General features: G+C 39.7%; 23 protein-coding genes. 1 reads left to right on the forward strand and 22 read right to left on the reverse strand.

The features are described from left to right. Positions 1-46: 46 nt before the first annotated feature. The 21 genes from AC1M9N_RS00475 to AC1M9N_RS00575 form a co-directional block, all read right to left on the reverse strand. A complete protein-coding gene (locus AC1M9N_RS00475; protein ID WP_481954042.1) occupies positions 47-1,741 on the reverse strand; it encodes a terminase large subunit in 1,695 nt (564 codons plus the stop codon). A gap of 40 nt (positions 1,742-1,781) precedes the next feature. Further along, positions 1,782-2,588 (reverse strand): hypothetical protein, encoded by an 807-nt coding sequence (locus tag AC1M9N_RS00480; RefSeq protein WP_481954043.1) that lies wholly within the window; start codon positions 2,586-2,588, stop codon positions 1,782-1,784. Between the two features lie 36 nt (positions 2,589-2,624). Beyond that, a complete protein-coding gene (locus AC1M9N_RS00485; protein ID WP_481954044.1) occupies positions 2,625-3,101 on the reverse strand; it encodes a terminase small subunit in 477 nt (158 codons plus the stop codon). 374 nt (positions 3,102-3,475) lie between these two features. Beyond that, complete coding sequence (locus AC1M9N_RS00490; RefSeq protein ID WP_481954045.1) at positions 3,476-3,922, reverse strand: hypothetical protein; 447 nt, start codon at positions 3,920-3,922, stop codon at positions 3,476-3,478. Next, the gene (locus AC1M9N_RS00495) at positions 3,922-4,218 is read right to left on the reverse strand and encodes an HNH endonuclease (RefSeq protein ID WP_481954046.1); all 297 of its coding nucleotides are present in this window, start codon (positions 4,216-4,218) and stop codon (positions 3,922-3,924) included. The genes AC1M9N_RS00490 and AC1M9N_RS00495 overlap by 1 nt, the downstream gene beginning before the upstream one ends. Next, positions 4,136-4,438 (reverse strand): hypothetical protein, encoded by a 303-nt coding sequence (locus AC1M9N_RS00500; RefSeq protein ID WP_481954307.1) that lies wholly within the window; start codon positions 4,436-4,438, stop codon positions 4,136-4,138. Before AC1M9N_RS00500 ends, AC1M9N_RS00495 begins: the two co-directional genes overlap by 83 nt. Next, positions 4,431-4,580 carry a hypothetical protein gene (locus AC1M9N_RS00505; protein ID WP_481954047.1) on the reverse strand — a complete coding sequence of 50 codons (150 nt, stop codon included), beginning with the start codon at positions 4,578-4,580 and terminating at the stop codon, positions 4,431-4,433. The genes AC1M9N_RS00500 and AC1M9N_RS00505 overlap by 8 nt, the downstream gene beginning before the upstream one ends. Positions 4,581-4,684: 104 nt before the next feature. Continuing rightward, positions 4,685-4,888 (reverse strand): hypothetical protein, encoded by a 204-nt coding sequence (locus AC1M9N_RS00510; RefSeq protein WP_481954048.1) that lies wholly within the window; start codon positions 4,886-4,888, stop codon positions 4,685-4,687. A gap of 55 nt (positions 4,889-4,943) precedes the next feature. Next, a complete protein-coding gene (locus tag AC1M9N_RS00515) occupies positions 4,944-5,126 on the reverse strand; it encodes a hypothetical protein (RefSeq protein ID WP_481954049.1) in 183 nt (60 codons plus the stop codon). A 52-nt stretch (positions 5,127-5,178) separates the two neighbouring features. Then, a complete protein-coding gene (locus AC1M9N_RS00520; protein ID WP_481954050.1) occupies positions 5,179-5,673 on the reverse strand; it encodes a NinB/YbcN family protein in 495 nt (164 codons plus the stop codon). After that, positions 5,673-5,945, reverse strand: coding sequence for a DUF968 domain-containing protein (locus tag AC1M9N_RS00525; protein ID WP_481954051.1), 273 nt, complete (start codon positions 5,943-5,945; stop codon positions 5,673-5,675). Before AC1M9N_RS00525 ends, AC1M9N_RS00520 begins: the two co-directional genes overlap by 1 nt. A gap of 173 nt (positions 5,946-6,118) precedes the next feature. After that, positions 6,119-6,316 (reverse strand): hypothetical protein, encoded by a 198-nt coding sequence (locus AC1M9N_RS00530; RefSeq protein ID WP_481954052.1) that lies wholly within the window; start codon positions 6,314-6,316, stop codon positions 6,119-6,121. Between the two features lie 1,226 nt (positions 6,317-7,542). Further along, positions 7,543-7,773: a hypothetical protein gene (locus AC1M9N_RS00535; protein ID WP_481587460.1), complete on the reverse strand. Its 231-nt coding sequence runs from the start codon at positions 7,771-7,773 to the stop codon at positions 7,543-7,545. 265 nt (positions 7,774-8,038) lie between these two features. After that, a complete protein-coding gene (locus tag AC1M9N_RS00540) occupies positions 8,039-8,599 on the reverse strand; it encodes a hypothetical protein (RefSeq protein ID WP_481954053.1) in 561 nt (186 codons plus the stop codon). A gap of 10 nt (positions 8,600-8,609) precedes the next feature. After that, positions 8,610-9,008, reverse strand: a complete 399-nt coding sequence (locus AC1M9N_RS00545) for a DUF1064 domain-containing protein (RefSeq protein WP_481954298.1) — start codon at positions 9,006-9,008, stop codon at positions 8,610-8,612. Between the two features lie 103 nt (positions 9,009-9,111). Beyond that, complete coding sequence (locus AC1M9N_RS00550; RefSeq protein WP_481954054.1) at positions 9,112-9,291, reverse strand: hypothetical protein; 180 nt, start codon at positions 9,289-9,291, stop codon at positions 9,112-9,114. After that, the gene (locus tag AC1M9N_RS00555; RefSeq protein ID WP_481954055.1) at positions 9,288-9,536 is read right to left on the reverse strand and encodes a hypothetical protein; all 249 of its coding nucleotides are present in this window, start codon (positions 9,534-9,536) and stop codon (positions 9,288-9,290) included. The genes AC1M9N_RS00550 and AC1M9N_RS00555 overlap by 4 nt, the downstream gene beginning before the upstream one ends. After that, positions 9,533-10,411, reverse strand: a complete 879-nt coding sequence (locus tag AC1M9N_RS00560) for a hypothetical protein (RefSeq protein ID WP_481954056.1) — start codon at positions 10,409-10,411, stop codon at positions 9,533-9,535. The genes AC1M9N_RS00555 and AC1M9N_RS00560 overlap by 4 nt, the downstream gene beginning before the upstream one ends. After that, positions 10,408-11,367, reverse strand: a complete 960-nt coding sequence (locus AC1M9N_RS00565; protein WP_481954057.1) for a helix-turn-helix domain-containing protein — start codon at positions 11,365-11,367, stop codon at positions 10,408-10,410. Before AC1M9N_RS00565 ends, AC1M9N_RS00560 begins: the two co-directional genes overlap by 4 nt. Positions 11,368-11,411: 44 nt before the next feature. Beyond that, on the reverse strand, positions 11,412-11,687 hold the full coding sequence (locus AC1M9N_RS00570) for a hypothetical protein (protein WP_481954299.1): 276 nt from the start codon (positions 11,685-11,687) through the stop codon (positions 11,412-11,414). An 8-nt stretch (positions 11,688-11,695) separates the two neighbouring features. Continuing rightward, positions 11,696-11,896 carry a helix-turn-helix domain-containing protein gene (locus AC1M9N_RS00575; RefSeq protein WP_035266242.1) on the reverse strand — a complete coding sequence of 67 codons (201 nt, stop codon included), beginning with the start codon at positions 11,894-11,896 and terminating at the stop codon, positions 11,696-11,698. 112 nt (positions 11,897-12,008) lie between these two features. Here AC1M9N_RS00575 and AC1M9N_RS00580 point away from each other — a divergent pair, with 112 nt between their 5' ends. Continuing rightward, entirely contained in the window at positions 12,009-12,668 is a 660-nt protein-coding gene (locus tag AC1M9N_RS00580) for a LexA family protein (RefSeq protein ID WP_481954058.1), read from the forward strand. Positions 12,669-12,823: 155 nt separating this feature from the next. On the opposite strand, the gene AC1M9N_RS00585 is transcribed toward AC1M9N_RS00580, so the two are convergent. Continuing rightward, the gene (locus AC1M9N_RS00585; protein WP_481954059.1) at positions 12,824-13,042 is read right to left on the reverse strand and encodes a hypothetical protein; all 219 of its coding nucleotides are present in this window, start codon (positions 13,040-13,042) and stop codon (positions 12,824-12,826) included. Between the last annotated feature and the right edge of the window lie 69 nt (positions 13,043-13,111).

Genomic DNA, 13,111 nt, shown 5'->3' on the forward strand with positions numbered 1-13,111 from the left:
CCAAATAAAAAAAACCTCCTTTAAGGAGGTTGTTAAATTGAATGTTTTAAACAAAATATACGTTGTATTCTTTTTCTGCTTGATCTGGATTCATACTCATAAGTGCCACAGCATTAAAGGTGGCAATCAATGGGTCGATCTTTCCAACACCTGATTCTTGTTTGCTAATCATCATGCCGTTACCTTTCACAACAGCACGCGCATTGCCGACACACCAAGTCATTAGACCTTGACCTGCGTGGTAAAGATTGCCTTCAGCAAGCTTTCGCTCAGCCGTCATGATGTAACCCATCAATTTAAAGCCTTGCGGTACAGCGGTAAGTTTGTCTTCAGGAATGCCAGCATCAAGTAAGCCATCTAGTAGACCGCCCAAACCAAGAGGATCTAGTCCAATTTTGTCGAGCTTTCCAGAGTCAAAGCACTTCTTTGCGATTGCTGCGAGCTGATCAATGTCATCACCAATACGCTCAACAATTGTCAGACTACCCTCACGCTCGTAATCCGCATATTTAGGAGCGTTCTCTTTGCGTCTTTCAACAGCAGTTTTATTGCACCAAGCATGATTCCATAACCACCATTTTCGGCTTTTGTTATGTCGCCCCAAAACAGCAAATCCAAGCAAATCATCAAGACCACCACCATCAATCCCGCAGGTGATAATGTCTGACTGCTCAATCAGCTTATCCAAAGTGAATTGCTCTGATTGTTGCAACCAATATTCAGCACCAGCCCAGCGGTTTGCGCGAAGGTTTAAGCCGATTGGCACATTTAAGTGTTTTGCAAGAAAGTCACGTAGTGATTCTTCGCCAGCTTCTTTTACCTTATTGAATTCAGAAACCAAGTAATCTATATCAACAGAAGCACCCAAGTTTGGATTAGTAATATAGAAGTTCTCGGGTTTTAAGTGTTCACCATCCTCAAGCATCTGATTTGGAAATTCATAAACCAAAGGTAAGAATTGCTTATCTTCTTTCACACCATCGCGTACATCGCGAGCATAGTCGAGTAATTGCTTAAATACCCCACATGGTTGCTCATCAGACATCGTAGACAAGTAAATTACACAGCCTTCAGGACGTGATGCTAAACCACCTTTTGCTTCACGAAACATTGATTCAGCAGTAGCTCGTTTACCAAAGAGCCAGATTTCATCAAAAAGAATAATTGAGGCTTTCTTACCAGCGGCAGCATTACTTTCCGCAGCAATCACTTTAAGACTTGCGCCAGTACCCAGGTGAGTCACTGTTTTTGTGTGCTCGGAGATATTAAGCATTTCGCTTAACTTCACATCCCCATCCTCACCACCATCGTCCGCCTTTATAAAGTCTCGAATAGGGTTAAATGAGTTATCAGCAACTTCTTTTGTTGGCGCTAAAATAATTAATTCAGCAGAGAAGCGTTCATTGAGAAGCAATGCAACAAGCATGATCCCTGCAGCTATTGTCGACTTGGTGTTTTTTTTTGATATCAGTAGAAAGAATTCACGAATTAAACGTTTTTTCTGTATTGGATCATATGCACCAAAGATTGCACGAACAAATTCAATCACCCACGGCAATGTAACTTCGCCCATCTTCGGGCTACCCATCACATCAACAAGAATTAATTCTTTAAATATTCGTTCTGCAACGTCTGCCACTTCTGGAAAGAGTGGAGCGCAAGGCATTAATGATTGCTTATTTACAATCTTTTCCTCCCAGTCTGGGCAGGAAGTTGTCCATTCTGGGAGCATTGCTGACATATATTTAACTCATTAAAAAACTACCCGAAGGCCGTATATTTCATCGTTTTAAAGAGCTTAATCTGCTCTTAAACTCTTCCCTGTTTTTTTTATGAGCCGCAAGCTCACTAATTAAAAATTCTAAACATGCTTGCAGATCTTGAGCTTTATCTAAACATTCTTCATCCGGTAAAGAATGTACACCCTCGCTCAATAGTCCATAAATTTGACCTAATGGGTTAAAACCATCTGGCTTCAAATAATCTGGTAATACATTGTTTGCTACGTCAATTTTGTCACTCATTGGACTAGTAGTTTTTAATTTAGCCAAGCTTTCTGCTAATCTTGAATTGGGTTCAGCGCTTTCTGCAATCAAATCCAGTAAACCGTTTATGTTTTTTTCTACCACTCTCCGCATATATGCAAATGCAGCAACCCCATAACCATTGGCTAGACATACTACAGCCTTATTATATTCCTGCTTATCTTCCGCAAAGAACTTACTCAATGCTTTGCTTCTAGGTAATTCTTTCTGTGGGAACTCACCAATCTTATTGATTCCCAAAATACCATTTTCAATTTTCCGGACGTGTAGTAAATACGATTTACTAAACTTCCCGCAGGTAACACAAGTAAACTCAGCAAAATTAATGATCTCCTTCTTTAATGGAGCAATGCTAATAACTAAATCGTGTCTATCAGTATTGTGAAGGGGTTTTAAGCTATTACAAATTATACAATCATACTCAATTTCCCTTAACATCAGAGTTGTATCGTTTATAGCTTGAAAAGCCTTATTACAATTGAATTGCTTATATAAAGGGTAATTTTCAAGAAATTGTTTTAGTTCGGTTTGTTCAGCATTCATATTCTAGTTCAAGTTATTTAAACTTTTATTTTACAGTCAACTAGGCTTTAATTGCGAACCTAATGTTCCAAACCTTCCACCTTGAGTCGCTTTCTTAGCCTCATCAGCCTTAGTTTCCTTCTTGCCTTTATCGGCAACCTTGCCATGAACATATGGTAGTGCTGCACGTGCCGCATTGACACGGAGCATCATTTCATTACCGCCATTCTTCATGACATTAATTAGGAATTCGAGTGGGTCATCGGTCGTAAATTGATCTTGTAGCGGATCTTCATCTTCATGGCTTGATGTATTTTGAGCTTTAACTTTTGTTTTTTCAGAAGTTAAACTTTTGCCCTCTTTATCTGCCTTTAACTTTTCAATATAAACACAGACTTCAGGGTCTTTTCTTAGTTTTGAGCCAGCCTGTGAAGCTGTTTTTTCTGCATAACCTGCTGAAATTGCTGCATCTTTATTGGTCATACCGTCAACCACGGCATGAGCAAATTTTCTCATTTTTTCGCTTAGTGCCATGATTAACCTTTTAACTTTTCACTTTAACTTTTTAACTTTTCGCTTTAACTTTTACTGAAAAGGGAAATTTTTTTATAAATGAGTTAGGGCGCGGTGTCCGCTGGCCTAGGTCTTCAAACTTTTTGACTCCCCCGCCCTATATTTACATCCGATCGAAAACAATCTTAAGTTACATAAGACTTTGCGCCATCCAAATTTATGTAGTGGTTTTGCTCTACCAGGTATGAAATATTTAACACCTATCAAATCAGAGTTTCTTAAGGTAGCGCATTCAACCCACCAACCATTTAGATAAACCTCCGCATAAACACCTTTTGTAAGTCGCAGATATTCACCTGAGCGCAATGATGTATGTGTTGCTGTAATTGGCTCGCTCACAGCCTAATCTCCTCCAACATCTGTTGATATTTAATAACCTCACCAAGCTCCTTGGATCTCCATTCATTCCAAGACTCATCAATAAGGATATGCTTCAACCAATCTGGATGCTCTTTAGTTTCTATAGGTTTATGCTGGCAATGGTAATAAAGTCCATCCTCATCAAACAACGGCGCTTCATCGAGCCCATAGTCGCATAGCAACTCTTGAAGCTCTTCTTCCTCCAAGCCCTCTAACTCATCTTCAGATATGATATTGCAGAGCCCTTCATGTTCTGAACAATAAAATCCACCACATGAGTTTATATGATCTTGGTTGCCGCAACACACGTAACCCATACCGCGATCAATCACATTTTTACAGCCAGGATGATCACAATAGGCAGGCACACCATAACCTTGCCAACGCTTATTCTTATCGCTGTAGTAAACTGAATAACCCATCACATGCCTCTAGATTCTTTACCGGTCTTCTTCTTATGGCAAGGCACACACAGCGATTGAAGATTAGCTTCATCATCTGTACCGCCCTTAGCAACATTCACGATGTGATCCAGCTCTAGCTGTGTTGTAACGTGACCACACTGGCGACATGTCCACTGATCTCGTAAGTGAATCTTCTGCTTGAGTCTGCGCCATGGTCTCCCACCACGACCTTTACCCCAACTTTGCTTGATTGGTTCCGAGGGCTTCTTGGGTGTGATCGCTTGCAGTTTGGTTTGAAGTCTTGGGAGTTTCATTAGTGATTACCTTTTCAAGCAATGCATCAATCTGCACTTGATTAACAGGCCACACTTCAATAATAGCTTTCCACGGCTTATCGACCTCAGCCACAAGCGTAACCTTATGTACGCCTTCTAATTTTTCACCATTATCAAGAAGCACTTGTGTACCTTGAGTGGTGTGTACACCATGCTTCCGTTTGTTTTCAGATGGAATAATTGAAACCACTTTAGGCATAATCGTCATCCAAATTACCAATGAGGGACATAGGTTCATCACCACCGTCAACATCTAACCGATCAATCAACTGATTATTCTGATCCACGATCTGAGCCATTAGTTTGTTCTGTTCGCACATCGCTTTCGTTAGTTCGCTCATCGCTTCCAGTGTCTTGACCAGTAAGTCGCTTGATGCACAACTGCATTCTTTCTTTTGCTCGCTCATAAGTTTTTCTCATCATTTCACGGCGCTCTTCACAACCCTTACATGTCATTCTTATCCACCAGCTCAACATGAATCTCGTTTAGCAAATGCTTATATGGCTCATCTACTGTGTTTATTGGGTGGAACACCGATTCAATATCTTTAATGGTTTCGTTTGTTTCGGCTTCAAATGTATGGATTACGCTTGTTATTACTTTGTGTAAATCACGTTTGAGTTGGTCGATATGATTTTGATCTCTCATCTTACTCACCCTTACAACGAGCATTAAAAAACCACCCGAAGGTGGTCTTATTGTTTTAGTCTGAGCTCAGTGTGGCTTGGATTTGCTTTACCAACTCGATAAATTCCTTTCTTTTTTCTTTATTGGCTACCAAGTTTTCACAATTGATATTATTTATTAGTGCTACTGCTATTGCTGCTTTAGCACGCACAAACTCACCCTCTAATCCAGTTTCTAGCTCACGAACACTTAACGCCATAATGATCATCCTTAATTAATTTAAGTATTAACTAATAGCTTAAATATTAAATTTATTCAATAGCATACATCAAATCATCAGGGGTGTTTAGATAACATCCCTTGCTTAAACAGAAAGTATGGATATCGTTTAGGTACTCAGTGAATTGATCCACTGTTGCATCTGTGGTGCTTATCAACTCATTCAACCCATCTGCCACAGCTTGGTATTGTGGATGCTTCTGCTCTTTCAAAACCTTTACTGCAGCAAATGTGTTTCGATACTGACTAACATCATCACGATCATAGATCCGTGCTAAGAATCTTTTCTTAAAAAACAAATGCTCTGTATCTTTATCAGTGCCTTGGTGTTTAGCCCATTGAGATAGCCACATCCAGTAAATACGATTCTGCGCCTTACTTCGATCATCTTCTTTCTGATTAATACGGACAACTAATGGTTTGCCCTGATCAATTGCTTGGGTATGCCATGCATTTAGAAAGCCGATAGTTTTGGTGATGTTTTGATGTGAGTCGATAATGAATGTAGCTTCGAGTTTCTGATTCATCAAAATACCTCTTCATCCTTACTCATCATCACTTCTGTTTTAACCAACCATTGCTCAAATAGCTTTTCAGATTGCTCTCTATTTCCAAACTTAAATTGATCAAATTGACTATGGCATGAATAGCAAAGCGGCACTGTGAACTCATCTCTTGCCTTAACCCCTCTTCCCTTACCATGCTTGGAACTATTTGAATGAGCAGCTTGGCTTGGCGCTTGACCACACCTCACACAAGGCAAATTACGAATCTCAGCGAGTCTTTTTGCGTTCCGCATTTATCAAATGTCTTGAGTTGTCAGTTTGGTTTCTGATCTCATTCATGCGACGCTGACAATCTTGTTTGAATGATTCGCGACTATTTAAGTGATTAAGATGTGCTAGATGATAGTGATCGCTCTCTAGCTTCTTAAGGCTTTTCTCAGCTTCTACGATATCGACCATATCTCACCTACTTACGCCCTTGTCGAGCATATTTACGACGCTTTGCTTGGCTTACTCGGTTTGGTTTAAAGCTTTGTGTCTGTGGCGCGGTAATTCGCATCACTTGCGAAAGTTCTCTCGCACTACCTGCCAACACATTTAACGAACGTCTAAAACCAAACGATGAGGCAACCAACATCGCTAAATTAATTCGACTCAAGCGCATATCTAGTTCCTAAAAAAGAAAAACCCCGCCAATTCTTAAGAATCTATAGCGGGGTTTAGTGTGCAATACAAAGCACAATGATTTAACAGCAGAAGAGTTTATTAATTAACTTTTTATCTAGTTCCCAAACATAATATTCAAAAGGGTGTTTAGAATTTTGGGTGAGGTAAAAGCTTGTCAAGCAATACTTCCCATTAAATTCATCATTAAATATATGTTTCGATGAATATAGCTTTCGACCTTCTAAGCTAATTTCAAACCAACTACCCAAATTGTCTACATATTGGCAACCCAAAGGACCACCCAAGCATTTAATTAACTGACTAGACATTCAACATCTCAATAATAGAATATTAAAGTTTGATTTTAGCAGATAATTGAACGCTCGTGGAAAAGCCAAACACCATAAGATATTGATATTTAATGCATTCATTGCATTCATACCTCAACCTTGATTGGCACTTACTCAACCTCTTTTAAACAATCTCGACACACTTTTATTTGATCATCATTAATCGTGTAATCAATTTCAGTAGCGCCATGAAAGCCTAGAATACAAAGTAATTTACGGAGCATACGATTCTCCAGAAAATTTTTGGGTGATTCTATGTCTCTCTACCCACCCAAGAAAGTGTACGCACGATAATACAAATCCCAATTACCAAGTACAGTGGTGTCTTTAAGAAAATAAACCCCACCAAATGAACCTAGAGCGGGGTTTAGTGCCGTAATAAGTTCGGCAAGTACTTCAAAAAGGGCTTGCTCTTACCTGCGAGCCCTTTAGGTTGGCATGGTGCAAATACATGCATGCGTTAGAAATTCAAGTTAGATGTTAAACATCCAGGTTTATTGAAAGGAAAACGCAATTCCGGATTTCAACTTGAATAGTTCCGTTTTGCTTACGGTTACAACCCAAGATCACATTAACACCCATTTAAACTTGAAATTTAAAGTTAATGTAAGGGAATTTATTTAGTGTTTTAACTTGCTAATTCAATGAAAGATTAATTATGTAAATAATCCAATCTCAATTTATTTGTGATTTTAAACACAATAAAATTAACTGATAGATATTCATTAACTGTTAATAATTTAAAAGGCAAAAAAATACCTCCTGGGTGAGGAGGTAAAATTGAAGAACAGGTTAGGTCCTGTGCATAAATAATATTCGGTTTCTAAAAGCGCAGCATTAGCAATAAGTTACAATATTATATTAGAAGAATTCATTAACCCGAAGATTTTAATTCAAGCTGTCTATCATCTTGAGTAATCTTAATTTTAATATTTTGATAAGTACGCTTACTAGGATTCATAGCGGATCCTACTACCTCTTCAAAAAACCTTCTATCTTTCATTAACTCTGCATATAGCTTGTAGCCTATCAATATTCTTTCAGGTTTTTTATTATTCGCTAATGTTTCTTTAAAAATATTGTTTAACTGGTTTACATCTACCATAAATAAAAATTAGTTCTAAATTTAAGAAGCACATTATGCCTTATTTAAAAGTACAAACAATGACAACTGCCTGTTATTAAAGCTTTCAGAACAACCAAACGGTTAAAACACTATACTTCGTAAATTTATCACCAAAAAAAAGAAATATTGATAACAAAAAAGCTCACCATTTGACGAGCTTAATTTAAACATGGTCTGAAACTGCGTAATACGACCAGTATAGTTTTACTATACCATTCCAAGGAAAATTTTCCTAGAACTATTTTCACATTTCTTTAAAAGTATTTTTCTTATACTTCTTGATCGCCTCAGATGCTCCATTTATAGCAGTTTCAATCGCAATAACCATCAATTTCTCATATTGCTCCCAAGTGCATTCATAAGCCTTAAGTGACATTTGATGATCACCAATGCCCATGTAATACATACACCCATATTTCGTGTATGCATTTTCAAGTCTTGGGTTTATTGCAAAATCCAATACCTTTCGAGCCATCAACCATGCTAGGTGATACATTGCAATTCCCTGTGGCTCGCGCTTCTTATCTGCTTGCGCATTAATGAGCATTATCTTCGCTAGATGATTTCTAATGTACTCATAGTCTGATTTTGCCAAATCCCCATAAATAATCAAACTCGTCACTGACTTCTCTAGTTGAGTATCCATACTCGCAATTGCACCAAGACGATCTTGATAATCTAAAGGCTTTTCTGCAGTTCCTCGAACAGTAGGCTCATAATTTGCAGTTTTAGCTGTAATCCCCTTTGCCAACCATTCAAATGGTTCAAATTTTTCAATCGCTAAATCAATATTAATTGTGCTCATCCCCATCCCCTTAAAAATTCTCAAACTTCCAACCACTTTGCTTATCCCAATAAACCGCCACAAATGGGATAGGGTGTATTGAAGCAGCGACTTTGATCTTCACTTTTGCATCATCTTCCCAAAACCCCTTGACCTCATGAGCTTCAAGTTCACCATTTGCCTTCAAGATAATAAAATCAGGCGAGTAGAATGTTTTGTCTGCCAAGCGAAACTTGATTGAATCGAAGGCGAAATACTGGATTTCGCCCGATAGTTTTAGTTGTTCTAAATGTTGAGCGTATTTGCGCTCTGTATTGTTCATTACGCCCTGTTTAAGTCGCCCTAGTGCTCTTGCACCACCTTTCGACTTGCTAGCCGAAATGGTGGATTTCTGGCGCATTTGACGAGCTTTGAGTTGCTCCTCTGTCATTCTCACTACTTCTTCACCTCTTGGCAGTGAATGCAAATCTCTAAGTCGTAAATCCAGCAGTATTGGAATTCATGATTACAAGCATGAATAATTGTTTGCTTATTCATCCTTTCCACCCCTCAACTTCTCCAAAACCTACATAATTTCGCTCATCTTCCGCTTTCAGCAATTCAAACTCAGCGTGAATAGCATCCCATTCCTGTTTTAGTGATTCATGAGTTTCACCAGAAGCTAGACTTGCAGAGCCGTTTAATTTGTCTCGCAATGTTTTTAGATCGTTCATGCTGCTACCCCAAATAACTCCTTTGCCTTGGCTGTTGCCAAATATTCATAAATCGATACTTTTTGAAGATAGCCACACGACGCTAAGTCATTCATGCATTCGCGTATTGTTGATCTAGTTCCATCCAATACGGCTTCTGAAACATCACCGACTGTTATTTGTCTCGGTGTATGCACTGCAAAAATAAGAATATCCAGCCGTCTTTCGAACGATGTTTTACCTTTGGGTCTTTTGGACTCTCTCACGCCACACCCCCAACACTCTTTCTGCGCTGCTCTACCATTTCCCCTAAAGTCATTTCCCAATTTCTAACCGCTTGTGGTAGTGGTTTTTTCTCTAAAGCAAGACAAGCCTTGTATTGCTCCATGTTGTCAAACAGGTCGATATGTACCTGCTCTACCGTCTCCCATGGTTGGATTTCCTTGTGTTCATCTTGCATCTTGTTCACATTGCGCTTGATGTGTGGTGCAAGTTTCGCTAAAGCCTCTTGAGCTGTAGTCCTGTATCGCTCCGCATCACACTTAATTTCTTGAGTGGTTTGTTTGTGCTCTAGCAAGTTTTGAACTTCAGGTGCTGGTAAAAACCCATCAACTTCTGCTTGTTTAATCGCTGCAATCGCCTGGTCTTTATCAACCCCAAGTGAAGTCACATAAATCGGCTTCAATCCCAGATCTTTGGCTTGTGTTACAAGGCGGTCATAAGCATCGCAAAATATTTTCTTTGCTTCTGCGCGTTGATACTTATCACCAGTCTTTACAAGGTCTTCGCAGCGACTAAACGCTTGAGCCATTTGCTCAGTCCAAATCACTGTTAATTCCTGACCATCAAAGCCAATCGACTTTTCAGCAATCGCCCATGCTTCATGTGAGCCGAGCCAGTCATCGGTCTTTGGTTCGCACCATGCACGAAATTCAGGAATGGTTGGGCAAAACGTAGATTTCTGCATACGCAAGTAACCGCGTTTAAAATCCTCTTGAGTTAAGCCTTGCAAGCACTCAACCATCGCATCCGCAATTTCTACTGCTGGGATATCACCCCATTGCTCAGCATATTTTTTCCCATAGAACGCCTTCATCTTGTTCATTAGGCGAGCCGCGTGTTCAATTGTAAAAATACTCATTGCTCATGCTCCCAAGTGATTGCATACGAATGGTCTGGATTTACATCAATGGCTTGCTCTTGACGCTCTGTTCCAATGCCGTACTGAGCAAAGAAGGCATCATGGTTATTCAGGGTTTGGCTGTTTTTTGATGCTGCTGATTGGTAGCCAGTTTGCCGATTGTTGTTCAGCTTTGCCCAGTCATCGCGAATTGCTGTTTTGAAAGCAGCATCCCAATTCAGGTACTTGTACCCATTGGCTTCACACTTGGCAGTGAAATACTCAAGATGTTGCTCAAGGTGTTTGTAGTTTTTTTCCTGCGCCCAAGTTCGGACTTGATCACTGATTGCGAAGTTTTTAGGAATTGAGGTTTTTACTTTTCCAGATTCACGTTTTTTGGCAGTAGGTTTAGTTTGTTTTTCACCCTCTGTTTTTTGCTCGGTTTTTTCGTGTGCGGATACACTATCTGATACTTCATGGTAGTTATTGGTAGTTAATGGATGTTTGTGTGACTCTGCGTCACTACTTTGTGCGCTTAAAGTCACTACTTCATGCATTAAAGTCACTACTTCCATGTCGTCAAAGTCACTACTTGTTTTTCTTAGGTGGTGACTCTGCGTCACTGCTTTGGTGATATTTTCAACAATAAATTTGTATTTTGAATTACTTCCTCTTGCTCTTTTTACCAACAAAAAACCAAGTTTTTCGAGCTGCTTGATGTGGTGACTAACAACACGGTTTGACAACCCAGTGTCATCCATTAATGTTTGGACTGTTGGGTAGCAGATGCCTGTTTCAAAATCAGCATAGGTGGCCAAAGTTAAAGCAACATGCTTTGTAGTTGAGTGCATCTTGATTGAGCGAATGCTGGTGACGTAATTAAACTTTTTTTCCGACATGGCTTTTCGCTCATTTTTTGGAAAACGAACAACCTCACCTTGTGGGTATGATGGTTCATGTGCTAAATTTGTGTTCATTCAATGCCCTCTAAGTTTTGAATACAAAAGCCTGACCTCGACCGTCAGGCTTTTTCTTTGTCTATATCCCCGTTAATCCCTTCCGATCCCTCATAGAATTGAACCTCAGTGCTTAAGTCCCGCAATAAAGCTGCTACTCCCAAGCGCTCAAAGGATTTTGCTTGTAAATTAAGGATATGCCATTCACTAGCAATTTCCTTTTCCAGGAGATAAGCAAGGTACTGAGCTAAGTCCTTACCTTTAATATTTGAGAGAACCTTTGCACGCTCATGGTTTTCGGGAGACAAGCGAACATGTGTAGATTTCTTTTCAAGACTCATAAATTCACCTATGCAATTTGCTGGGGTGCGCAGTGCGCCAGCCATAATTTTTCCAGATTCTTGCCTTTCTCGTATCCAAGGCGTTTGCCACACAACCCGTTTTCAAGATTGCTTACATAGTTTTGAGAACAATTAATCTCAGTAGCGATTTGGGTTTGGGTTAATCCCTGTTCCTTCAAATCAATGATCATTTTTTGCCATTGGTTCATGGGAGACCTCCTATATTTCTTATAAATATATAGGTTTTCCGATATTTACACAATAGCCAAACCGATTGGAATTTGTATCAGAATTCCGATAGCGGTATTTAAGGAAAAGTTCATGACAACTTTGGGTGAAAATTTAAAGAAAATTCGCAAAGCGAAAAAAATGACCCAGAAAGAATTGGCTCAAAAATCTGGAGTTAAGCAATCTGTTATCTCTGATCTAGAGACAGGAAATGCGAAATCCACTGGATCGATTTTAGAGTTGGCTAATGCGCTTGGTGTGACCGCTGAAGAATTAAAGAAAGGCGCTCTTGATGAGGTTTCATTGATAAACGTTGTGCCAGTAGTTCCACGCATGGCCCCTGTCTTGTCATGGGTTCAGGCAGGTACGATGACCAATGTCGAATCTGTTGACATGTCACAGGTGGAAGAATGGCTGCCCATTCCAGATGGTGATTGTGAAAAATGCTTTTACCTGAAGGTTCAAGGCTTAAGTAACTACCCAGAATTCCATGAAGGTGATTACATCCTTGTAGACCCTACTCTGCCTTTTGGTGATATGAACTCAGGCGACATTATTGTTGTTAGAAAGTTTGATGATGCGACTTTTAAGCGCCTGGTAATTGAGCCAGATGGAGCTAAATACCTACAGGCGATTAATCCTGAATTTAAACCAAATATTATTCCACTTGATCAAGACTGTGAATTTGTTGGTGAGGTGGTGGATTGTATTCGCTATGTTTATCGAGCTAAGAAAAAACCACGTAAGAGTTAAGAATAAAAGCTGCTATATGCGGCTTAGGTATTCAGGACGACTAATCCTGAATTGCGGGCTAGTAATCCGCTAAAGGTGAGGATGAGAGTAGCGAATGTTTGGCGTATAGGTAGGGCCTAGCGACCAAGCAGGTGTGAGATGCACTAGCAAATCATTTAAGCTGAACGCCCCTCCGGTGTGGCCACACCTTCAGGGCAAGCGCCCGGCATGGCGCTATATAAATACACACACCAATATAAATATTGGTGGGCGCCCGCCAGTGAATTACAAGGTACATGCCATGTTTTCTCTGACGTTGCGGACCAAGAAGGGCTTGAGAGTATCAGTAAAGATAAATCTTTATGCGGTACTCGCATTCCTGACTTGGTTTGCATAAACCCGAGGGGGTGTGATAAGCACCCCCTCACCTATATTTTAAAATACACAAGCATTACAACAAAATC

Source organism: Acinetobacter sp. ANC_7655, from assembly GCF_056784015.1.